This window comes from Serratia sp. JKS000199 (assembly GCF_900215455.1).
Lineage (GTDB): Bacteria > Pseudomonadota > Gammaproteobacteria > Enterobacterales > Enterobacteriaceae > Serratia > Serratia ureilytica.
Map to the genome: position 1 here is coordinate 565,106 of NZ_LT907843.1, position 21,823 is coordinate 586,928.

19 protein-coding genes are annotated in these 21,823 nt (G+C 59.9%); 17 read left to right on the forward strand and 2 right to left on the reverse strand.

Annotation, left to right across the window (positions count from 1 at the left end):
• The first annotated feature begins 7 nt into the window (after positions 1–7).
• The 9 genes from CPH57_RS02750 to nei all read left to right on the forward strand — a co-directional run bounded on the left by CPH57_RS02750 (position 8) and on the right by nei (position 7,523).
• On the forward strand, positions 8–988 hold the full coding sequence (locus tag CPH57_RS02750; protein WP_033642189.1) for an MBL fold metallo-hydrolase: 981 nt from the start codon (positions 8–10) through the stop codon (positions 986–988).
• Between the two features lie 18 nt (positions 989–1,006).
• Positions 1,007–1,750, forward strand: coding sequence for a type 2 GTP cyclohydrolase I (locus CPH57_RS02755; protein ID WP_016928738.1), 744 nt, complete (start codon positions 1,007–1,009; stop codon positions 1,748–1,750).
• A gap of 159 nt (positions 1,751–1,909) precedes the next feature.
• A complete protein-coding gene (gene pxpB / locus CPH57_RS02760; RefSeq protein WP_096242011.1) occupies positions 1,910–2,566 on the forward strand; it encodes a 5-oxoprolinase subunit PxpB in 657 nt (218 codons plus the stop codon).
• On the forward strand, positions 2,560–3,492 hold the full coding sequence (gene pxpC, locus CPH57_RS02765) for a 5-oxoprolinase subunit PxpC (protein WP_069100736.1): 933 nt from the start codon (positions 2,560–2,562) through the stop codon (positions 3,490–3,492). Before pxpB ends, pxpC begins: the two co-directional genes overlap by 7 nt.
• Positions 3,482–4,222 (forward strand): 5-oxoprolinase subunit PxpA, encoded by a 741-nt coding sequence (gene pxpA, locus CPH57_RS02770; RefSeq protein ID WP_004939906.1) that lies wholly within the window; start codon positions 3,482–3,484, stop codon positions 4,220–4,222. The genes pxpC and pxpA overlap by 11 nt, the downstream gene beginning before the upstream one ends.
• Before the next feature lie 54 nt (positions 4,223–4,276).
• A complete protein-coding gene (locus tag CPH57_RS02775) occupies positions 4,277–5,008 on the forward strand; it encodes a DUF969 domain-containing protein (RefSeq protein ID WP_016928734.1) in 732 nt (243 codons plus the stop codon).
• The gene (locus CPH57_RS02780) at positions 5,005–6,024 is read left to right on the forward strand and encodes a DUF979 domain-containing protein (protein WP_033642193.1); all 1,020 of its coding nucleotides are present in this window, start codon (positions 5,005–5,007) and stop codon (positions 6,022–6,024) included. Before CPH57_RS02775 ends, CPH57_RS02780 begins: the two co-directional genes overlap by 4 nt.
• Positions 6,025–6,032: 8 nt before the next feature.
• Entirely contained in the window at positions 6,033–6,677 is a 645-nt protein-coding gene (gene pcp / locus CPH57_RS02785; protein ID WP_016928732.1) for a pyroglutamyl-peptidase I, read from the forward strand.
• A 54-nt stretch (positions 6,678–6,731) separates the two neighbouring features.
• Complete coding sequence (nei, locus tag CPH57_RS02790; protein ID WP_033642195.1) at positions 6,732–7,523, forward strand: endonuclease VIII; 792 nt, start codon at positions 6,732–6,734, stop codon at positions 7,521–7,523.
• Positions 7,524–7,580: 57 nt separating this feature from the next.
• Here the strand turns inward: nei and CPH57_RS02795 are convergent, their stop codons facing one another.
• A complete protein-coding gene (locus CPH57_RS02795; protein ID WP_033642196.1) occupies positions 7,581–8,873 on the reverse strand; it encodes a citrate synthase in 1,293 nt (430 codons plus the stop codon).
• A gap of 730 nt (positions 8,874–9,603) precedes the next feature.
• On the opposite strand from CPH57_RS02795, the gene sdhC reads away from it, so the two are divergent.
• From sdhC to sucD, 8 genes are all read left to right on the forward strand, one after another.
• Positions 9,604–9,993, forward strand: coding sequence for a succinate dehydrogenase cytochrome b556 subunit (gene sdhC / locus CPH57_RS02800; RefSeq protein WP_004939893.1), 390 nt, complete (start codon positions 9,604–9,606; stop codon positions 9,991–9,993).
• Positions 9,987–10,334 carry a succinate dehydrogenase membrane anchor subunit gene (gene sdhD, locus CPH57_RS02805; RefSeq protein WP_004939891.1) on the forward strand — a complete coding sequence of 116 codons (348 nt, stop codon included), beginning with the start codon at positions 9,987–9,989 and terminating at the stop codon, positions 10,332–10,334. The genes sdhC and sdhD overlap by 7 nt, the downstream gene beginning before the upstream one ends.
• Positions 10,335–12,101, forward strand: a complete 1,767-nt coding sequence (gene sdhA / locus CPH57_RS02810; protein WP_096242012.1) for a succinate dehydrogenase flavoprotein subunit — start codon at positions 10,335–10,337, stop codon at positions 12,099–12,101.
• Between the two features lie 16 nt (positions 12,102–12,117).
• Positions 12,118–12,834: a succinate dehydrogenase iron-sulfur subunit gene (locus tag CPH57_RS02815; RefSeq protein WP_015376975.1), complete on the forward strand. Its 717-nt coding sequence runs from the start codon at positions 12,118–12,120 to the stop codon at positions 12,832–12,834.
• 275 nt (positions 12,835–13,109) lie between these two features.
• Positions 13,110–15,917, forward strand: coding sequence for a 2-oxoglutarate dehydrogenase E1 component (sucA, locus tag CPH57_RS02820; protein ID WP_033644215.1), 2,808 nt, complete (start codon positions 13,110–13,112; stop codon positions 15,915–15,917).
• A gap of 64 nt (positions 15,918–15,981) precedes the next feature.
• Entirely contained in the window at positions 15,982–17,196 is a 1,215-nt protein-coding gene (gene odhB / locus CPH57_RS02825; protein WP_033642197.1) for a 2-oxoglutarate dehydrogenase complex dihydrolipoyllysine-residue succinyltransferase, read from the forward strand.
• A gap of 122 nt (positions 17,197–17,318) precedes the next feature.
• On the forward strand, positions 17,319–18,485 hold the full coding sequence (sucC, locus tag CPH57_RS02830; RefSeq protein WP_096242013.1) for an ADP-forming succinate--CoA ligase subunit beta: 1,167 nt from the start codon (positions 17,319–17,321) through the stop codon (positions 18,483–18,485).
• Entirely contained in the window at positions 18,485–19,357 is an 873-nt protein-coding gene (gene sucD, locus CPH57_RS02835) for a succinate--CoA ligase subunit alpha (protein WP_004939878.1), read from the forward strand. Before sucC ends, sucD begins: the two co-directional genes overlap by 1 nt.
• Before the next feature lie 72 nt (positions 19,358–19,429).
• Here the strand turns inward: sucD and CPH57_RS02840 are convergent, their stop codons facing one another.
• A complete protein-coding gene (locus tag CPH57_RS02840; protein ID WP_096242014.1) occupies positions 19,430–21,328 on the reverse strand; it encodes a bifunctional UDP-sugar hydrolase/5'-nucleotidase in 1,899 nt (632 codons plus the stop codon).
• Between the last annotated feature and the right edge of the window lie 495 nt (positions 21,329–21,823).

Here is a 21,823-nt window from a genome sequence, read left to right on the forward strand (position 1 = left end):
CGACGTAATGATGAAAAAGGTGCTGGCCCTGTGTCTGAGCGGCTATTCCGCGCTGGCGATCGCCGGCTTTGACGTGGTGGCGCTGGGCGTCGACGGCGGCGTCAGCGACGGCAACCTGACCTCTTATCTGATCCGCAGCGATAATCAGCCGCAGTATGTGGCGCTGGACGCCGGCTCGCTGCTGCCGGGCATCGCCAAAGGGCTGGAGAAGGGCAGTTTCCCGCAGGTGACCCCCGAGCTGGCCGCGCCTTACACGCCGCAGGGCTATGTGTTCCGGCAGTTGATCGGCGGCTATTTCATCAGCCACGGCCATCTGGACCACGTGGCGGGGCTGATCGTCGGCTCGCCCGAGGATAATAAAAAAACCGTTTACGCCCAGGCGGACACCGTGCTGACCCTGCGCAACCATTACTTCAACTGGAAGGCCTGGCCGAACTTTACCGACGCCGGCAACGGTTCGCGGCTGGGCACCTACCGGCTGCAAACGGTGCGGCCGCAGCAGCGCTTTACCCTCGGCCTGACCGGGTTGACCGGCGTGATGTACCCGCTCAGCCACGATCGCTACCCGTCGTCAATGCTGCTGATTTCCAACGGCAACGAGTTCTTCGCCTACTTCGGCGATACCGGGCCGGACAAGGTGGAGCAGTCGCGCGATCTCGATACCGTGTGGCGCGTGCTGGGGCCGCTTGTCGAGCAGAAAAAGCTCAAGGGCATGATTATCGAAACCTCTTACCCTAACGGGGTGGAGGACAAACATCTGTACGGCCATCTGACGCCGGCCTGGCTGCTGAAGGAGCTGAAGAACCTGACGCAGTACAGCGGCGGCGAAGGCTCGCTGAACGGTCTGCCGGTGGTGATCAGCCACATCAAACCGAGCCTGAAGCAGGGCGAAGACGCGCGCGCCGCCATTGCGCAGCAGCTGGCGCAGGGCAACGATCTGGGGGTGAAATTCATCCTGATGGCGCAGGGCGACCGGCAGACATTTTGACTATGAAGAGAGAAGAGAATGCGTAACCTCGATCTGGAACAACTGATCAACACGGAACTGAACGCCGCGGCGTTTCAGGACTATGCCCCCAATGGATTGCAGGTGGAAGGGCGCCCGCACGTGCAGCGCATCGTGACCGGCGTCACCGCCTGTCAGGCGCTGTTGGACGCCGCGGTGGCGCATCAGGCCGACGCGATCATCGTGCACCACGGCTATTTCTGGAAAAACGAGGCGCCGGCGGTGCGCGGCATGAAGCGCAACCGCCTGAAAACGCTGTTGACCCACGACATCAATCTGTACGGCTACCACTTGCCGCTGGACGCGCATCCGGTGCTGGGCAACAACGCGCAGCTGGCGCAGGCGCTGGGCATTCGGGTGATTGGCGACGTCGAGCCGCTGGTGCCGCACGGGGAATTCGAACAGCCGCTGACCGGCGAAGCGCTGCAACAGCGCATCGAAAGCCGACTGGGGCGCGCGGTGCTGCACTGCGGCGATAACGCGCCTGAGCATATTCGCCGAGTGGCCTGGTGCACCGGCGGCGGCCAGGGCTTTATCGACAGCGCGGCGCGCTTCGGCGTCGATGCTTTCATCAGCGGTGAAGTGTCTGAGCAGACCATTCACAGCGCGCGCGAAATGGGCGTGCATTTCTTTGCCGCCGGCCACCACGCGACCGAGCGCGGCGGCGTGAAAGCGCTGGGGGAATGGCTGGCTCAGCACCACGGTTTTGATGTGACCTTTATCGATATCCCGAATCCCGCCTGATTTTTTTCTACGTCGGATCCAGCCCGGCCTGCGCGCCGGCTGAATCCTTTTACCGCGCTATTTCCTTATTTTCCTTATGGTTGCGTTCTATTGACAGCCGGGGCTGCGTCACGCATAACTGGTGTGTTTTTCAGCGCGATAATAATAAGGAGAATAAGGGTGCAACAAGCGCGTTATTACCTTTTAGGTGAAAGAGCGGTAGTGCTTGAACTGTCACCGCCGGTGACGTTGCCGAGCCAGCAGCGCATCTGGGCGCTGGCGGAAAAGCTGAATCATCATCCTGACGTGCGGGAAGTGGTGCCGGGAATGAACAACCTGACGCTGCTGTTGCATACGCCGCAGGCCGACGCCGAAGCGATGCTCGCGTTACTGCAGCAGGGGTGGGAAAGCAAAGAGCGCCTGACGCCGGAGTCGCGTCAGGTGGATATTCCGGTGGTCTACGGCGGGGAGCAAGGCCCCGATCTGGATGACGTGGCGCGCCATACCGGCATGACGCCGCGGCAGGTGGTGGAATGCCACGCGGCGGCGGCTTACGTGGTCTATTTTCTCGGCTTTCAGCCGGGCTTCTCCTATTTGGGCGGCATGCCGGAAAAACTGGCGACGCCGCGCCGCGCCGAACCGCGTCTGGCTGTGGCGGCCGGCTCTGTCGGTATCGGCGGCGGCCAGACCGGCATCTATCCGCTAGCGACGCCCGGCGGCTGGCAACTGATCGGCCGCACGCCGCTGGCGTTGTTCAATCCCCATGAAATGCCGCCGACGCTGCTGCGCCCGGGCGATAGCGTACGCTTTGTGCCGCAGAAGGAGGGCGTATGCTGATTATTCTGCGCGCCGGCATCTATACCACGGTGCAGGATTTGGGCCGTGAAGGATTTCGCCGTCTGGGCATCAGTACCGGCGGCGCGTTGGATCAACCGGCGCTGAAGATCGCCAACCTGCTGGTGGGCAACGCGCCGGAGGCCGCCGGGCTGGAGATCACGCTCGGCCAGTTCAGCGCCGAGTTTACCCGTCCCGGCTGGATCGCCCTGACCGGCGCCGGCTGCGACGCGCAGCTGGACGGTAAGCCGCTGTGGACCGGCTGGCGCTACCCGGTGAAAAAGGGGCAGCGGCTGGTGCTGGGCACGCCGAAGCGCGGCATGCGCAGTTATCTCGCGATCGCCGGCGGTATCGCCGTGCCGGAAATGCTGGGCTCGCGCAGCACCGACATGAAAGCCGCTTTTGGCGGGTGCGAGGGGCGTAATCTGAAGGACGGCGATCGGTTGCCGCTGGGCAAATCCACCGCGCTGCCGCAAACCCGCTGTGGCGTGAAGCAGTTGCTGTTCACCAATCGCATCCGTGCGTTGCCGGGGCCGGAGTACGCCGAATTCAGCGAAGAGGCGCAAGATGCGTTTTGGCGCGCCGCCTGGCAGCTCAGCCCGCAGAGCAACCGCATGGGCTACCGTCTGCACGGCGGCACGCCGCTGGCACGCACCACCGACAGAGAGATGCTGTCGCACGGCCTGATGCCCGGCGTGGTGCAGGTGCCGCACAACGGCCAGCCGATCGTGCTGATGGCCGATGCGCAAACCACCGGCGGTTACCCGCGCATCGCCTGCGTGATCGAAGCCGATCTTTACCATTTGGCGCAGATCCGTCTCGGCGAACCGATCCATTTCGTTCTCTGTTCACTGGCCGAGGCGCAGCGCGCCAAGGCCGAGCAGGATCTTTTCCTTCGACAGATTGCCTGGGGGTTACATGATCGTTGATTTGAACGCCGATCTCGGCGAAGGCTGCGCCAACGACCAGGCGCTGTTGCAATTGGTGAGCTCGGCCAACATCGCCTGCGGCTTCCACGCCGGCGATGCGCAGACCATGCGTCAGTCGGTGCGCTGGGCATTGCAGTACGGCGTGGCGATCGGCGCCCACCCGAGTTTTCCCGACCGGGAGAATTTCGGCCGCACTCGCATGCAGCTGCCGCCGGAAACGGTGTACGCGCAGGTGGTGTATCAGCTCGGGGCGCTGGCGGCCATCGCCCGCGCCGAGGGCGGGGTGATGGTGCACGTTAAGCCGCACGGCATGCTGTACAACCAGGCGGCGGTTGAGCCGGCGCTGGCGGAAGCCATCGCCCGGGCGGTGCAGGCGGTTGATCCGGCGCTGCGGCTGGTGGGGCTGGCCGGCAGCGAGCTGATCCGCGCCGGGCAACGGCTCGGTCTGACCACCCGGCAGGAGGTGTTCGCCGATCGCGGTTATCAGGCCGACGGCACGCTGGTGCCGCGCGGTTTGCCGGGGGCATTGATCGAGGATGACGAACAGGCGCTGGCGCAAACCCTGGAGATGGTGCGCCATCACCGGGTGCGCAGCGTCGATGGCGTTTGGACCGCCGTACAGGCGGAGACCGTCTGCCTGCACGGGGACGGCGAGCATGCGCTGGCGTATGCGCGCAAGCTGCGGGACAGTTTTGTTCAACAGGGCATCCGCGTCAGCGCAGAGCAGTAAAGCAAGACACAACATCACAAACAAAAAATTATTAGAAAATATCGAGGGAAGACTATGGAACAGGCCGTGAATCTCTGGCCACTGATCGGCATCGCCGCGATCGTGGTCGGGTTTGTATTGCGTTTCAATCCGGTGCTGGTGGTGATCGCCGCCGGCATCATCACCGGTCTGGCGGCGCTGATGCCGCTGGACGTCATTCTGGAAAAGCTCGGCGAGGGCTTTCTCAATACCCGAAACCTGCCGCTGATCCTGCTGCTGCCGCTGGCGGTGATCGGCCTGCTGGAACGTCACGGGCTGAAAGAGCGGGCGCAGGCGTGGATCGCCAAGATCAAAAGCGCCACCGCCGGCCGTTTGCTGATCGTGTACCTGTTCGTGCGCGAGATCACCGCGGCGATGGGGCTGACCAGCCTGGGCGGGCATCCGCAGATGGTGCGGCCGCTGCTGGCGCCGATGGCGGAAGGGGCGACGGAAAACCGCTACGGCGAGCTGCCGGAGCGTACCCGCCACCGCCTGCGCGCCATGTCGGCCGCTACCGACAACGTCGGGCTGTTCTTCGGCGAGGATATCTTCGTGGCCTTCGGTGCGATCATCTTCATGCATAACTTTATGCTGGAGTCCGGCGGCATTCAGACCGAGCCGCTGCATATCGCGCTGTGGGGCATTCCGACCGCCATTTTCGCTTTCCTGATCCACGCGTTCCGGCTGTATCGGATGGATAAACAGCTGAGCGCCGAGCTGGCGCAGCTGAATCAGGCGGCGCTGCAGGCGAAGGGGGAAGCGCGATGAACTTCCAGCAACAATACCTTTACTGGCTGGCCGGCGCGGTGCTGCTGATTGTGGCGGTGATGTCCTTGCGCGATCGCGCCAACCCGCGCCGCATCACCACCGGGCTGTTTTGGGGGCTGTACGGCCTGGTATTCCTGGTCGGCGACTGGACTTATCGCCTGCTGGGCGATGTACTGGGCGAGGGCAGTAACGAAAAACGCATGCTGCATATCATCGTTGGCGCGGTGGTGGTGGTGATGGCCCTGATTGCCGGCTTCGGCGGCGTGCGCCTCGGCAGCTATCACCAGCGGACGCCGCAGGAGCGCGAGGCGAGCGCCAAGCGCCTGGGCAACAAGCTGTTCATTCCCGCGCTGGCGATCCCGGTGGTGACGGTGGTCGGCGTGCTGCTGTTCAACAACGTGCCGGCGTTGCAAAACGCGGTATTCGGCAGCGGTAACCACGCGACGCTAATTACCCTGTTCTCGATGACCGTCGGCTGCCTGATCGGGTTGGCGATCGCGGTGACAATGACCCATGAGAAGGCGCTGCAGCCGATACAGGAAGCGCGGCGCCTGCTGGATTCGATCGGCTGGGCGTTCATTCTGCCGCAGATCCTCGCCACGCTGGGGCTGCTGTTTACCGTCGCCGGCGTCGGCACCGCGATCTCGCATTTGACCCAGGAATATCTGGCGGTCGATAACCGTTTTATCGCCGTGGCGGTCTACGCTATCGGTATGGCGGTGCTGACCATGGTGATGGGCAACGCCTTCGCCGCTTTCCCGATCGTTACCGCCGGCATCGGCATTCCGATCCTGGTGTTGCAGCACGGCGGCAACCCGGCGGTGATGGCGGCGATCGGCATGTTCTCCGGCTATTGCGGCACCCTGATGACGCCGATGGCGGCGAACTTCAACATTGTGCCGGCGGCGCTGCTGGAGTTGCCGGACAAGAATGCGGTGATCAAGGCGCAGGTGCCGACCGGCGTGCTGCTGCTGTTGGTTAACGTGTTCCTGCTGTATTTCCTGATGTTCCTGTAGGAGTAAGGATGCAAAAAGTATTGATTACCGGCTTCGAGCCGTTTGGCGGCGAGCGCCTCAATCCCTCCTGGGAAGTGGTGAAGCAGCTCAACGATATGGAACTGGTGGGCACGCGTATCGTGGCGCGCCAGTTGCCGTGCGTGTTCGGCGCCGCGCTGGAGGCGCTCAATGCGGCGATCGACGAGGTGCAGCCGGTGATGGTGCTGGCTATCGGCCAGGCCGGCGGCCGCACCGACATCACGATTGAACGGGTGGCGATCAACGTCGACGACGCGCGTATTCCCGACAATCAGGGGCAGCAGCCGGTGGATGAGCCGATCGTCGCCGGCGGTCCGGCGGCCTATTTCAGCACTTTGCCGATCAAAGCGATGGTGAGTTCGATGCGCGAGGCCGGCATTCCGGCCGCCGTTTCGCAGACTGCCGGCACCTACGTGTGCAACCATGTGATGTATGGGCTGCTGCACCGTTTGAGCGGCCAGCGCGAGGTGAAGGGCGGTTTTATCCATATCCCGTATCTGCCTGAGCAGGCGGCGGCGCACCCCGGCGCGCCGAGCATGGCGGCTTCGACGGTGCTGTTTGCGCTGGAGCTGGCCGTTTCCATCGCTTTGCAGGTGGAACACGATCTGAAAGTGGTGGGCGGCGCGACGCATTAATCAAGAGAATCCCCGGCGCATCGGGCTGCGCCGGGTCTACGCAAGGAGTGGTCTATGCCGGAAGGACCGGAGATCCGCCGGGCGGCGGACAAACTGGCGGCGGCGGTGATCGATCAGCCGCTGACCGCCGTCGATTTCGCTTTTCCCCAGTTGAAGCACTACCGCCAGCATTTGCTCGGCGAGCGCATCGTCGCCATCGAGCCGCGCGGCAAGGCGCTGTTGACCCACTTTTCCAATGGGCTGACGATGTACAGCCATAACCAGCTGTACGGCGTATGGAAAGTGGCGGCGGCAGGAGAGACGCCGGAGACCAAGCGCGATCTGCGGGTGCGGCTGGAAACCGCTCGCAGCGCAATATTGCTCTACAGCGCGTCCGACATCACCGTCGGGCCGCGCGAGGAGATAGAACAGCACCCGTTCCTGCAACGCATCGGCCCCGACGTGCTGGACATGTCGTTGACGGTGGATGAGGTGCAGGAGCGTTTGCTGACGCCGCGTTTTCGCCGCAGGCAGCTGGGCGGCATGCTGCTCGACCAGGCGTTTCTCGCCGGATTGGGCAATTATCTGCGCGCCGAAATTCTGTGGCAGGCCGAACTGGCGCCGCAGCACAAACCGCAGGATCTGGCGCCGGAAGCGCTTTGGCGTCTGGCGGAGGCGCTGCTGGCGGTGCCGCGTCTTTCCTATCAGACGCGCGGGCAGGCGGATGAGAACCGCCATCACGGCGCGCTGTTTCGCTTCAAGGTGTTTCATCGCAGCGGCGAGCCCTGTGAACGCTGCGGCGCGATGATTGTGCGCACCGACCTGTCGTCGCGGCCGTTTTATTGGTGCCCGGGCTGCCAGAAATAAGCAAAAAAAACGCCGCCCGAAGGGGCGGCGCTGTGCGGTTTCAGCCGGGGAAGCGGCTTACTTGGTTTTCAGCTGGGATTTGAAATCACGCTCGGCATAGCCGGTGTACAGCTGACGCGGACGGGCAATTTTGATGCCTTCGTCGTGCATTTCGTTCCAGTGCGCGATCCAGCCGATGGTGCGCGCGATGGCGAAGATCACGGTGAACATGGAAGAAGGAATGCCCATCGCCTTCAGGATGATGCCGGAGTAGAAGTCGACGTTCGGGTACAGTTTCTTCTCGATGAAGTACGGGTCGTTCAGCGCGATGTGCTCCAGCTCCATCGCCACCTGCAGCAGGTTGTCGTCCTTCTTGTTCAGCTCTTTCAGCACTTCGTGACAGGTCTCGCGCATCACGGTGGCGCGCGGATCGTAGTTCTTGTACACGCGGTGGCCGAAGCCCATCAGGCGGAAGGAGTCGTTCTTGTCCTTGGCGCGCTTGATGAATTCCGGAATGTGATCGACGGTCTTGATCTCTTCCAGCATTTTTAGCGCCGCTTCGTTGGCGCCGCCGTGCGCCGGCCCCCACAGGGAGGCGATGCCGGCCGCGATGCAGGCGAACGGGTTGGCGCCGGAAGAGCCGGCGGTGCGCACGGTCGAGGTAGAGGCGTTCTGCTCATGGTCGGCGTGCAGGATCAGGATGCGATCCATGGCGCGTTCCAATACCGGGTTCACCACGTACTCTTCGCACGGGGTGGCGAACATCATGTGCAGGAAGTTGCCGGCATAGGACAGATCGTTGCGCGGATAAACGAACGGCTGGCCCAGGGAGTATTTGTAGCACATCGCGGCCACGGTCGGCATTTTGGACAGCAGACGGAACGCGGTGATTTCACGGTGACGCTCGTTGTTGACGTCCAGCGCATCGTGGTAGAACGCCGCCAGCGCGCCGGTCACGCCGCACAGCACCGCCATCGGGTGCGAGTCGCGACGGAAGCCACGGAACAGATGGGTGATCTGGTCGTGGATCATGGTGTGACGGGTTACGGTCGTTTTGAAGGTCTCGAACTCTTCCGGCGTCGGGGTCTCGCCGTACAGCAGGATGTAGCACACTTCCAGGTAGGAAGATTCTTTCGCCAGCTGTTCGATAGGGAAGCCGCGGTGCAGCAGCACGCCTTTGTCGCCGTCGATGAAGGTAATCTTGGATTCGCAAGAAGCGGTGGAGGTAAAGCCGGGATCAAATGTGAAATAACCTTTGGAACCCAGAGCGCGGACATCGAGGACATCAGGGCCCAGTGTCGGTGTCAATACGCCCAGTTCGATCGGAGCTTCGCTGTCGTTAATGGTTAGCGTCGCTTTCTTATCAGTCATTTACTGTCTCCTTAGCGCCTTATTTTAAAAACCACTAACAACTGAAATACCTTAAATCTCTGCAGGTTGCCCGCAAAAAAATGGTGCGGACGCTAACTCTGTGAGCGACTGCGCAACTGTGCGCGGGTAGGGTACAGAGTGCTGACCAGGCGAACGAGACGGGTGACCAGTTGTTAACGATTCAGAGTAATTCGTTATAGTCTGTTAATCTTACCTATGAGCTGTTCGAAGAGATGTGAACCTATCCCAATAATCTGTTTTTATTTGCTTTATTTGCTTTTTGACGCCGGCAAAATCGAGCGGGAAACAACGGCTATTGGGATAGGTTCGTCAAATACACTGTTGCATAACTCGAACCCGGGGGGAAGTGTATCTGCTGACCCATAGCGCATCATAGGACCGTTTGTGCCCCTATATGTAATGGAAATGTTGATCTCTTGTCAAATCAGATAATTAATTTTGCACTAATTGTGAAATCCGTGATCTGAATCACTGTTCGGGGGAAATGTTATCAAAGCGGTTGTATGAGAATTGTAATCAGAATGTGATCCTCCTATACTGCCGCCAGGTCTCCGGATTACCCTGAAGTAGGAGCACCCAGCGTTATAAATGCGCGCCGTTTGAGCACAGAGGATGTTGATGTTTGAGCGCGTGACGTGTAAGGGTTTTAGGCTCTTAACGCTGTCTGATCCCCGCCCAGGCCCGGAGGAAGGAAAATAATAAGAGCTGTGTGGGCAAATACGTGAAAAAACAACGACCTGTCAACTTGGATCTGCAAACGATCCGGTTCCCCGTAACTGCGATAGCGTCTATCTTACACCGAGTCTCTGGCGTAATTACCTTCGTTGCCGTGGGTATCCTCCTCTGGCTGCTGGGCCTGTCACTCTCTTCCCAAGAGGGGTTCCTGCAGGCGGCCGCCATCATGAATAGCTTCATCGTCAAATTCATATTCTGGGGCATCCTCACGGCGCTGGCCTATCACATTTGCGGTGGCATCCGTCACTTGTTAATGGATTTTGGCTACATCGAAGAGAGTTTGGCCGCCGGTACCCGTTCCGCCCAGGTGGCGATCGGTCTGACCGTCGTGCTGTCAGTTCTGGCTGGAGTCCTCGTATGGTAAACAACGTTTCTGCATTAGGGCGCAACGGCGTGCACGATTGGCTGCTGCTGCGCGCTTCCGCTATCATCATCACCCTGTACGTCCTGTATATCCTGGGCTTCTTCGTCACGGCTCCGGAACTGACTTATGACATCTGGCGCGGTTTCTTCGCCACTTCCATTACGAAAGTGTTCACTCTGCTGACCTTGCTGTCGATTCTGGTGCACGCCTGGATCGGGCTGTGGCAGGTGCTGACGGACTACGTCAAGCCGCTGGCGGTTCGCCTGGTGTTGCAGCTGGCTGTCGTGGTCGCGTTGCTGGTCTATTTACTGTACGGAACAATCGTAGTGTGGGGTGCTTAAATGAAACTGCCAGTCAGAGAGTTTGATGCCGTCGTAATCGGCGCCGGCGGTGCGGGCATGCGTGCCGCGCTGCAAATTTCCCAAGCGGGCTCGACCTGTGCCCTGCTGTCCAAAGTTTTCCCGACCCGTTCCCATACCGTGTCCGCACAGGGCGGCATCACCGTCGCGCTGGGCAACAGCCACGAGGACAACTGGGAATGGCATATGTACGACACGGTGAAAGGTTCCGACTATATCGGTGACCAGGACGCCATCGAATATATGTGTAAAACCGGCCCGGAAGCGATTCTGGAACTGGAACACATGGGCCTGCCGTTCTCTCGTCTGGATGACGGCCGCATCTACCAGCGCCCGTTCGGCGGCCAGTCGCTGAACTTCGGCGGCGAGCAGGCGGCGCGTACCGCAGCCGCAGCCGACCGTACCGGCCACGCGCTGCTGCACACCCTGTACCAACAGAACCTGAAAAACCACACCACCATCTTCTCCGAGTGGTATGCGCTTGATCTGGTGAAAAACCAGGACGGCGCGGTGGTCGGCACCACGGCTATCTGCATCGAAACCGGTGAAGTGGTTTACTTCAAAGCCAAGGCCACCGTGCTGGCGACCGGCGGCGCAGGCCGTATTTATCAGTCCACCACCAACGCCCACATCAACACCGGCGACGGTGTCGGCATGGCGCTGCGCGCCGGCGTGCCGGTGCAGGACATGGAAATGTGGCAGTTCCACCCGACCGGCATCGCCGGCGCGGGCGTGCTGGTGACCGAAGGCTGCCGCGGCGAAGGCGGTTACCTGCTGAACAAGCACGGCGAGCGCTTCATGGAGCGTTATGCGCCGAACGCCAAAGATCTGGCGGGGCGCGACGTGGTTGCCCGTTCGATCATGATCGAAATCCGCGAAGGCCGCGGCTGCGACGGTCCTTGGGGCCCGCACGCCAAGCTGAAGCTGGATCACCTGGGCAAAGAGGTGCTGGAATCCCGTCTGCCGGGCATTCTGGAGCTGTCCCGCACCTTCGCGCACGTCGATCCGGTGAAAGAGCCGATCCCGGTTATCCCAACCTGTCACTATATGATGGGCGGCATTCCGACCAAGGTGACCGGTCAGGCGCTGACCGTGAACGAGAAAGGCGAAGACGTGATGATCCCGGGGCTGTTCGCCGTGGGCGAAATCGCCTGCGTATCGGTGCACGGCGCCAACCGTCTGGGCGGCAACTCGCTGCTGGACCTGGTGGTATTCGGCCGTTCCGCCGGCATGCACCTGCAGGAATCGTTGGAAGAGCAGGGCGTGAGCCGTGACGCCAGCGACTCCGACGTGGAAGCTTCGCTTGATCGTCTGAACCGTTGGAACAATACCCGTTCTGGCGAAGACCCGGTCGAGATTCGCAAAGCGCTGCAGTCTTGCATGCAGCACAACTTCTCGGTATTCCGCGAAGGCGATGCGATGGCCAAGGGCCTGGAAGAACTGAAAGTGATCCGTGAACGTCTGAAGAACGCACGCCTGGACGATACCTCCAGCGAGTTCAACACCCAGCGCATCGAGTGCCTGGAGTTGGATAACCTGATGGAGACCGCGTATTCCACCGCCGTGTCGGCCAACTTCCGTACCGAGAGCCGTGGCGCACACAGCCGCTTCGACTACCCGGAACGCGATGACGCCAACTGGCTGTGCCATTCGCTGTATCTGCCGCAATCGGAAAGCATGACGCGTCGTGAAGTGAACATGCAACCGAAGCTGCGCCCGGCATTCCCGCCGAAAGTGCGTTCTTACTAATTGCGGAGATCGACAGATGAAACTCGAATTTTCCATTTATCGCTACAATCCGGATGTCGACGACGCGCCGCACATGCAGGACTACACCCTGGAAGCGGAAGAAGGCCGTGACATGATGCTGCTGGATGCGTTGATCCAGCTGAAAGAAAAAGATCCGACCCTGTCGTTCCGTCGCTCATGCCGCGAAGGCGTGTGCGGTTCCGACGGCCTGAACATGAACGGTAAAAACGGCCTGGCGTGCATCACCCCGGTTTCGTCGCTGCGCAAAGGCAACGGCAAGATCGTGATCCGTCCGCTGCCGGGGCTGCCGGTGGTGCGCGATCTGGTGGTGGATATGGGGCAGTTCTACACCCAGTATGAAAAGATCAAGCCATACCTGCTGAACGACGGCAAGAATCCGCCGGCGCGTGAGCACCTGCAGTCGCCGGAACAGCGCGCCAAGCTGGACGGTCTGTACGAGTGCATCCTGTGCGCCTGCTGCTCGACTTCTTGCCCATCGTTCTGGTGGAACCCGGACAAGTTCATCGGGCCTGCCGGTCTGTTGGCGGCGTATCGCTTCCTGATCGACAGCCGTGACACGGAAACGCAAGAACGTTTAGATGATCTGGACGATGCTTTTAGTGTTTTCCGCTGCCATAGCATTATGAATTGTGTCAGTGTATGTCCTAAAGGCTTGAACCCGACGCGTGCGATCGGGCATATCAAGTCCATGCTGCTGCAACGCGGCGCATAAACGGAATGAGATGCTGCGCCGGGCTCTTTTCCGGCGCACATCCCATAGGGGAGGGAACCTCTAAAAACTGACCCGCGGCTGCGGCGCTATGCAGCCTGGTTCTTCCGCCGGTTTTTAGAGGTTCCTTGTAAGGGACCGCAAGGTCCATAACAGAACGTATCGGGCCGTCATGGCCGCAAGTACGTCGAGTGAACCGTTTTACGGCAAACCGTATTCATCACGGTAATTATGTTAACCACGGCGAAAACTAAAGCTTCAAAGCTTAAGGGATCATGATGCAGAACGGCGCAATGAAGGCCTGGCTGGATTCCTCCTATCTGGCGGGCGCGAACCAGTCTTACATAGAGCAGCTCTATGAAGATTTCTTAACCGATCCGGGTTCCGTTGAAGATAGCTGGCGTTCCATTTTTCAACAGCTACCAACCGCGGGTGTCAAACCCGATCAGCTCCACTCTCAAACGCGCGACTACTTCCGCCGCTTGGCGAAAGACTCCGCGCGCTACAACACCACCATCACCGATCCGGCAACCGATGCCAAACAGGTCAAGGTACTGCAGCTGATCAACGCCTTCCGCTTCCGCGGACATCAGCATGCCAACCTCGATCCGCTCGGCCTGTGGCAGCGTGAGCAAGTTCCTGACCTTGAGCCCGCTTACCACAACCTGACCGAAGCCGATTTCCAGGAAACCTTCAACGTGGGCTCTTTCGCCATCGGCAAAGAAACCATGAAGCTGGGCGATCTGTACGCCGCGCTGAAGCAGACCTACTGCGGTTCGATCGGCGCTGAATACATGCACATCACCAACACCGAAGAGAAACGCTGGATCCAGCAGCGCATCGAGTCGGTGGTGGGGCGCGCCAGCTTTACCGCCGACGAAAAACGCCGTTTCCTGAACGAGCTGACCGCTGCGGAAGGCCTGGAACGCTACCTGGGCGCCAAATTCCCGGGCGCCAAACGCTTCTCGCTGGAAGGCGGCGACGCGCTGGTGCCGATGCTGAAAGAGATGGTGCGCCACGCCGGCAAGAACGGCACGCGTGAAGTGGTGTTGGGCATGGCCCACCGCGGCCGTCTGAACGTGCTGATCAACGTGCTGGGCAAAAAACCGGCCGACCTGTTCGACGAATTCGCCGGCAAGCATAAAGAACACCTCGGCACCGGTGACGTGAAATATCACCAGGGCTTCTCCTCCGACGTGGAAACCGAAGGCGGCATGGTTCACCTGGCGCTGGCGTTCAACCCGTCGCACCTGGAGATCGTCAGCCCGGTGGTCATGGGGTCGGTTCGCGCCCGTCGCGATCGTCTGGACGAAGCGCGCAGCAACATGGTGCTGCCGATCACTATCCACGGCGACGCCGCCATTACCGGCCAGGGCGTGGTTCAGGAAACCCTGAACATGTCTCAGGCTCGCGGCTACGAAGTGGGCGGCACCGTGCGCATCGTCATCAACAACCAGGTTGGCTTCACCACCTCCAACCCGCTGGATGCGCGCTCTACCGAATATTGCACCGACATCGCCAAAATGGTTCAGGCGCCGATCTTCCACGTTAACGCGGACGATCCGGAAGCCGTGGCCTTCGTCACTCGCCTGGCGTTGGATTTCCGTAACACCTTTAAGCGTGACGTGATGATCGATCTGGTCTGCTACCGTCGCCATGGGCACAACGAGGCCGATGAGCCGAGCGCCACCCAGCCGGTGATGTATCAGAAGATCAAGAAACATCCTACGCCGCGCAAAATCTACGCTGACATTCTGACCGAACAGAAAGTGGCCAGCCTGGAAGATGCCACGGAAATGGTCAACCTGTATCGTGATGCGCTCGACCGCGGCGATTGTGTGGTTGAAGAATGGCGTCCGATGAATCTGCACTCCTTCACCTGGTCGCCGTACCTGAACCACGAGTGGGACGAAGAGTACCCGAGCAAGGTTGAGATGAAGCGTCTGCAGGAACTGGGCCGCCGCATCAGCACCGTGCCGGAAGCGATCGAAATGCAGTCGCGCGTGGCGAAAATCTACGCTGACCGCGCCGAGATGGCGGCGGGCAACAAGCCGTTCGACTGGGGCGCCGCCGAAACGCTGGCCTACGCCACCATGGCGGATGAAGGCATTCCAATCCGCATCTCCGGCGAAGACGCCGGCCGCGGCACCTTCTTCCACCGTCACGCGGTGGTGCACAACCAGAAAAACGGTTCGGTCTATGTTCCGCTGGCGAATATCCACAGCGGCCAGGGCGAATTCAAGGTCTGGGACTCCGTGCTGTCTGAAGAGGCGGTGCTGGCGTTCGAATACGGCTACGCCACGGCGGAACCGCGCACGCTGACCATCTGGGAAGCGCAGTTCGGCGACTTCGCCAACGGCGCGCAGGTTGTTATCGATCAGTTCATCAGCTCCGGCGAGCAAAAATGGGGCCGTATGTGCGGCCTGGTGATGCTGCTGCCGCACGGCTATGAAGGCCAGGGCCCAGAGCACTCCTCCGCGCGTCTGGAACGTTATCTGCAGCTGTGCGCTGAGCAGAACATGCAGGTGTGCGTCCCGTCCACGCCGGCGCAGGTTTACCACATGCTGCGTCGTCAGGCGCTGCGCGGTATGCGTCGTCCGCTGGTGGTGATGTCGCCGAAGTCGCTGCTGCGTCATCCGCTGGCGGTCTCTTCGCTGGACGAGCTGGCCAACGGCACCTTCCTGCCGGCGATCGGCGAGATCGACGATTTGGATCCGAAAGCGGTCAAGCGCGTCGTGTTGTGCTCCGGTAAGGTTTACTACGACCTGCTGGAACAGCGTCGCAAGAACGAGCAGAAAGACGTGGCCATCGTGCGCATCGAGCAGCTGTATCCGTTCCCGCATCAGGCCGTGCAGGCCGTGCTGGAGCAATACTCGCACGTGCATGACTTCGTCTGGTGTCAGGAAGAGCCGCTGAACCAGGGCGCCTGGTACTGCAGCCAACACAACTTCCGTGAAGTGGTGCCGTTCGGGGCTTCTTTACGTTACGCAGGACGTCCGGCCTCCGCCTCTCCGGCGGTGGGTTATATGTCCGTACACCAGAAGCAGCAGCAGGCTCTGGTGAATGATGCGCTGAATATTGACTAATGTTCGCTCGCTTGCCGGCCGAGGGGCCGGCAAGCAGATGATAAAAAACTTAAGGGAAAGCTAAATGAGTAGCGTAGATATTCTGGTTCCTGACCTTCCTGAATCGGTTGCCGATGCGACCGTAGCCACCTGGCACAAGAAACCGGGCGACAGCGTTCAGCGTGACGAAGTCCTGGTTGAAATCGAAACCGACAAAGTGGTGTTGGAAGTGCCGGCCAGTGAAGCGGGTATTCTCGATGCTATCGTGGAAGAAGAGGGCGCGACCGTACTGTCTCGCCAGCTGCTCGGCCGCATCCGTCCGGGCGACAGCTCCGGCAAGCCGACCGCTGAGAAGAGCCAGGAGAAAGAAGCCACGCCTGCACAGCGCGCGACCGCGAGCCTGGAAGAAGAAAGCAATGACGCGCTCAGCCCGGCGATTCGCCGCCTGATTGCTGAACACGATCTCGATGCCGGCGCCATCAAAGGCACCGGCGTGGGTGGCCGCATTACGCGTGAAGACGTGGAAGCGCACCTGGCTAAAGGCGGCGCCGCTGCCAAACCAGCCGCCGCTGAAGCCGCGCCGCAGCCTGCTCTGGCCGGCCGCAGCGAAAAACGCGTGCCGATGACCCGCCTGCGCAAACGCGTCGCCGAGCGTCTGCTGGAAGCGAAAAACAGCACCGCGATGTTGACCACCTTCAACGAAATCAACATGCAGCCGATCATGGATCTGCGCAAGCAGTACGGCGAAGCCTTCGAGAAACGCCACGGCGTGCGTCTGGGCTTCATGTCCTTCTACATCAAGGCGGTGGTTGAAGCGCTGAAGCGTTTCCCGGAAGTGAACGCGTCGATCGACGGTTCCGACGTGGTTTACCACAACTACTTCGACATCAGCATCGCGGTTTCTACTCCGCGCGGCCTGGTGACGCCGGTACTGCGCGATGTGGACGCCATGAGCATGGCTGACATCGAGAAGAAAATCAAAGAGCTGGCCGTTAAGGGCCGCGACGGCAAACTGACCGTGGAAGAGCTGACCGGCGGTAACTTCACCATTACCAACGGCGGCGTATTCGGCTCCCTGATGTCCACCCCGATCATCAACCCGCCGCAGAGCGCCATCCTGGGCATGCACGCCATCAAAGATCGCCCAATGGCGGTCAATGGTCAGGTGGTGATCCAGCCGATGATGTATCTGGCGCTGTCTTATGACCACCGCCTGATCGACGGTAAAGAATCCGTCGGTTATCTGGTGACGGTCAAAGAGATGCTGGAAGATCCGGCTCGTCTGCTGCTGGACGTCTAGTAACCCTTGCCGGGCGCGGCATGCCGCGCCCGCACTCTGTGCTATGTGGCCGGAAAACCATGCGGTTTACCGCGTAATAATGGTCCGGCTAAAAACCTTCAGAACTGAATGGATAGAACATCATGAATTTACACGAATATCAGGCAAAACAGCTGTTTGCTCGGTATGGCATGCCGGCACCAACCGGTTACGCCTGTACCACTCCGCGTGAAGCAGAAGAAGCCGCATCCAAAATCGGCTCCGGCCCGTGGGTGGTGAAATGTCAGGTTCATGCTGGCGGCCGCGGTAAAGCGGGCGGCGTTAAAGTCGTCAACAGCAAAGAAGATATCCGTGCCTTCGCGGAAGCCTGGTTGGGCAAACGTCTGGTGACTTACCAGACTGACGCGCTGGGCCAGCCGGTTAACCAGATCCTGGTAGAAGCGGCGACCGACATCGATAAAGAGCTGTACCTGGGCGCCGTTGTAGACCGCGCGACCCGTCGCATCGTATTCATGGCGTCTACCGAAGGCGGCGTGGAAATCGAGAAAGTGGCGGAAGAAACCCCGGAACTGATCCACAAAATAACCATCGATCCGCTGGCGGGTCCACAGCCTTATCAGGGCCGTGAGCTGGCCTTCAAACTGGGCCTGACCGGCAAGCAAGTCAGCCAGTTCGCCAAGATCTTCATGGGTCTGGCGACGCTGTTCCTGGAGCGCGACCTGGCGATGGTTGAGATCAACCCGCTGGTGATCACCAAGCAGGGCGATCTGGTGTGCCTGGACGGCAAACTGGGCGCCGACGGCAACGCCCTGTTCCGTCAGCCTGAACTGCGTGAAATGCGTGACCCTTCGCAGGAAGACGAGCGTGAATCCCGTGCGGCTCAGTGGGAGCTGAACTACGTTGCCCTCGACGGCAACATCGGCTGCATGGTGAACGGCGCCGGTCTGGCGATGGGCACCATGGACATCGTTAAACTGCACGGCGGCGAACCGGCCAACTTCCTGGACGTTGGCGGCGGCGCGACCAAAGAGCGCGTGACCGAAGCGTTCAAAATCATCCTGTCCGACGACAAGGTGAAAGCGGTTCTGGTTAACATCTTCGGTGGTATCGTACGTTGCGATCTGATCGCCGACGGCATCATCGGCGCAGTGGCTGAAGTGGGCGTTAACGTCCCGGTCGTTGTGCGCCTGGAAGGGAACAATGCCGAACTGGGCGCCAAGAAACTGGCGGACAGCGGCCTGAATATCATTGCTGCGACCAGCCTGACTGATGCGGCTCAGCAAGTTGTTGCAGCAGTGGAGGGTAAATAATGTCCATCTTAATCGATAAAAACACCAAAGTAATTTGCCAGGGCTTCACCGGTAGCCAGGGGACTTTCCACTCCGAACAAGCTATCGCTTACGGCACCAAAATGGTTGGCGGCGTCACCCCGGGCAAAGGCGGCACTCAGCACCTGGGTCTGCCGGTGTTCAACACCGTGCGTGAAGCGGTTGAAGCGACCGGCGCGACGGCCTCTGTCATCTACGTTCCAGCGCCGTTCTGCAAAGACTCCATTCTGGAAGCGATCGATGCCGGCATCAAATTGATCATCACCATCACCGAAGGCATCCCGACTCTGGACATGCTGACCGTGAAAGTGAAACTGGACGAAGCCGGCGTGCGCATGATCGGGCCGAACTGCCCAGGCGTGATCACCCCGGGCGAGTGCAAAATCGGCATCATGCCTGGCCATATCCACCTGCCGGGCAAAGTGGGCATCGTTTCCCGCTCCGGTACCCTGACCTATGAAGCGGTGAAACAAACCACCGATGCCGGTCTGGGCCAGTCCACCTGCGTGGGCATCGGCGGCGACCCGATCCCGGGCTCCAACTTCATCGATATCCTGAAGATGTTCCAGCAGGATCCGCAGACCGAAGCGATCGTGATGATCGGTGAGATCGGCGGCAGCGCTGAAGAAGAAGCGGCAGCTTACATCAAAGAACACGTCACCAAACCGGTCGTGGGTTACATCGCCGGCGTGACCGCGCCGAAAGGCAAGCGTATGGGCCACGCGGGCGCCATCATCGCAGGCGGCAAGGGCACGGCGGACGAGAAGTTTGCTGCGCTGGAAGCGGCGGGCGTGAAAACCGTTCGCAGCCTGGCGGACATCGGCGACGCGGTAAAAGCGGTGCTGAAGCGCTAAGCATTGAGTACGAAATAACACTATCTCGACATGTTTGGCCACCCATTGGGTGGCCTTTTTTATGGGTGAAGATCAGAAGTCGTTGAGCGCCTTGATCAGCGCGATCCGATCCTGCAGGCGGCTCTGCCGCACCGGATCCGCGGCGGTTTGCCGCTGTTGCTCCAGCGAGGTGAGGGCGGTGCGGTAATCGTCGGCATTGTTGAACAGCGCGTCTTTGACGTTGATCGAGGCGACGTTGGTATAGCGCCCGTCGTCGGTGGTCGGCACCTGGATAACGCCTTCATTGAGCAGCCGTTTGACGATCGCCCGCTGCGGTTCGTATCCCGCCATGCCGGCCAGCTTCCAGCGCTGCGGCGGCACGCTCTGATACTGGCCGTGTTTCACTTCCGTCAGGTAGCGCAGAGTCAGGTTGCGAATGGTGCCTTCTTCTTCACCGTATTGCGCTTTGCTGTCGAACAGCACCGGGAAGGATTGCCCCTCCAGCGCGCCGCCCTTCTGCGTCAGATGGCCCATACGGTAACTGTTCATGCCCAGGCGGATCGGCATGTCATCGGTGACCGGCGTGCCGTCTGCCAGGCGCAGACTGACGATGCGTGAACCGGCCGGTTGACGCAGATCGATAGTGTAAGTGACGCCGTCGAAGAAATCGTTGGTGGAATATTTGGACGAGCGCCGCGCCGGGTTAAAGCTGTAGGTGACGTCGCCCGGCTGCAGCTGATTGAAATAATCGGCAGACCACTCCATGTAGCGTTTAAGCGCTTTGCCGTTGAGCTGATAAACGGTGATCTCGCCGCCGGCGTATTGGTAGTTAAAGGCGATATCCTTGGCCTTGATGTCGCCGACATCCAGTTTGGCGCGATCGTTGTCGATCTGCAGGGCGATCACCTGCGCCAGCGGTGCATAGTGACGGGCGGCCTGCTGAAATAACTCACTGATGCCGGTATCCTGAACGTGTACCTGAGGAATGCCGCGGAACTCGTCGGCAGGCACCAGATCGCTGCCGCTCAGCTTCGCCACGACTCGGTTGGCGTTGGCGCGCAAAATGTCATGATACGGCTGGTAGAGAGCCTGCATGGCGCTGTCCGGCGCCAGCCCCTTGATGGAATAGGTGTAGCTGTTTTTGTCGATCAGCGTGAATTTGCCATCGCGGCGTTCAAATTGCAGGTCAATGCGTGACAGCGCGCGACCGTACTTATCCGGCTCCGTGATGATGACGCCGTTCACCACCGCTTTGTCGATTTTCACATGCATGTGGCCGGCGACGATCGCCGCCAGCTCCGGGTTGGCGTTGGCGATGTCCGCCACGCCGGTGCCGGGGCGCTGGTTCTCGTTGTCGATGCCCATATGCGCGACCAGCACGATCGCGTCGACCTGGCCGTCGATCTGCCTGATGACCTGTTTCACCGCCTGTACCGGATCGGTGAAGTTCAGCCCTTTGATGCGATCGGTGCCCTTGGCGAATTCCGCAGTCATCGGCGTGTCCATGCCGATGATGCCGATCTTCACGCCCTGGCGTTCGAGGATGGTATAGGCCGGCAGATAAGGTTTGCCGCTGTCCCAGACGATGTTGCCCGCCAGCGCCGCGCCTTTAAACTGTTTGAGCGGCGTGGCCAGCGCCGGCAGACCGAAGTCGAATTCGTGGTTGCCCATCACCCAAACGTCGTAGTCAAGCGCGTTGAGGCCCAGCATCATCGGGCTGACGGCCTCCTGTTTGAAGGTTTCGACGAAGTTGCCCTGGATGGTGTCGCCGGCGTCCACCAGAATCAGGTTGGGCTGTTCGGCGCGCACCTTTTTGACCTGGGTGGCTATCTGGCTCAGGCTGCCCGCCAGGTTTTCCGTGTCGCTGGCGTAGTCCCAGGGCACGAAAGTGCCGTGCAGATCGGAGGTGCCCAACAGGGTGATATTTACCGTTTCGGCGGCCATGGCGTTTCCCGAGAGTCCCAAGACAGAGGCAAAGATGATTTTTTTCATAAGTTATTGTCACTCAATGCAATTTTAACATAAGTGGTCATTTTGCTACAAAATCGCAACCTTTACGATCCCATTGCGAGAAATAGACTAATATTGGAGAGAGATTTGTTGTTTTGTGACTGCTATCACTGTCACGGCTTATTGGAAATAAAAGGTTAATTATGTCGCATAATAAGTGCGTAATAATACAATGGCGGCTCTTTTGAATTACATTTATTTAACACAAAAATATCATTAAAAAACAATTAAACCATTGCGCAACATGACCCTAAGAAAATTATGCGAAATGTGCTGATGAATATGGAAATAATATGCGGATAGGCTTAAATTGTCTCAGATCAAATTAGGCCGAAGTACCTCTTTCGGCTAAGATTTGACCTGTAACCAAAAGTCCAACCCACGTCACGTAAAAACCTATTTATTGTGTGGGATTGGGCGAGTATCATCCATGTTGTGATTATGGATGGTTGATCTTGTTGCATTTGTTACCCGTTG

What these genes read in the sequence shown, in the direction of transcription:
- CPH57_RS02750 (WP_033642189.1), top strand. Translation starts at nt 8, where the DNA reads ATGATGAAAAAGGTGCTGGCCCTGTGTCTGAGCGGCTATTCCGCGCTG.
- CPH57_RS02755 (WP_016928738.1), top strand. Translation starts at nt 1,007, where the DNA reads ATGCGTAACCTCGATCTGGAACAACTGATCAACACGGAACTGAACGCC.
- pxpC (WP_069100736.1), top strand. Translation starts at nt 2,560, where the DNA reads ATGCTGATTATTCTGCGCGCCGGCATCTATACCACGGTGCAGGATTTG.
- pxpA (WP_004939906.1), top strand. Translation starts at nt 3,482, where the DNA reads ATGATCGTTGATTTGAACGCCGATCTCGGCGAAGGCTGCGCCAACGAC.
- CPH57_RS02775 (WP_016928734.1), top strand. Translation starts at nt 4,277, where the DNA reads ATGGAACAGGCCGTGAATCTCTGGCCACTGATCGGCATCGCCGCGATC.
- CPH57_RS02780 (WP_033642193.1), top strand. Translation starts at nt 5,005, where the DNA reads ATGAACTTCCAGCAACAATACCTTTACTGGCTGGCCGGCGCGGTGCTG.
- pcp (WP_016928732.1), top strand. Translation starts at nt 6,033, where the DNA reads ATGCAAAAAGTATTGATTACCGGCTTCGAGCCGTTTGGCGGCGAGCGC.
- nei (WP_033642195.1), top strand. Translation starts at nt 6,732, where the DNA reads ATGCCGGAAGGACCGGAGATCCGCCGGGCGGCGGACAAACTGGCGGCG.
- CPH57_RS02795 (WP_033642196.1), bottom strand. Translation starts at nt 8,873, where the DNA reads ATGACTGATAAGAAAGCGACGCTAACCATTAACGACAGCGAAGCTCCG.
- sdhD (WP_004939891.1), top strand. Translation starts at nt 9,987, where the DNA reads ATGGTAAACAACGTTTCTGCATTAGGGCGCAACGGCGTGCACGATTGG.
- sdhA (WP_096242012.1), top strand. Translation starts at nt 10,335, where the DNA reads ATGAAACTGCCAGTCAGAGAGTTTGATGCCGTCGTAATCGGCGCCGGC.
- CPH57_RS02815 (WP_015376975.1), top strand. Translation starts at nt 12,118, where the DNA reads ATGAAACTCGAATTTTCCATTTATCGCTACAATCCGGATGTCGACGAC.
- sucA (WP_033644215.1), top strand. Translation starts at nt 13,110, where the DNA reads ATGCAGAACGGCGCAATGAAGGCCTGGCTGGATTCCTCCTATCTGGCG.
- odhB (WP_033642197.1), top strand. Translation starts at nt 15,982, where the DNA reads ATGAGTAGCGTAGATATTCTGGTTCCTGACCTTCCTGAATCGGTTGCC.
- sucC (WP_096242013.1), top strand. Translation starts at nt 17,319, where the DNA reads ATGAATTTACACGAATATCAGGCAAAACAGCTGTTTGCTCGGTATGGC.
- sucD (WP_004939878.1), top strand. Translation starts at nt 18,485, where the DNA reads ATGTCCATCTTAATCGATAAAAACACCAAAGTAATTTGCCAGGGCTTC.
- CPH57_RS02840 (WP_096242014.1), bottom strand. Translation starts at nt 21,328, where the DNA reads ATGAAAAAAATCATCTTTGCCTCTGTCTTGGGACTCTCGGGAAACGCC.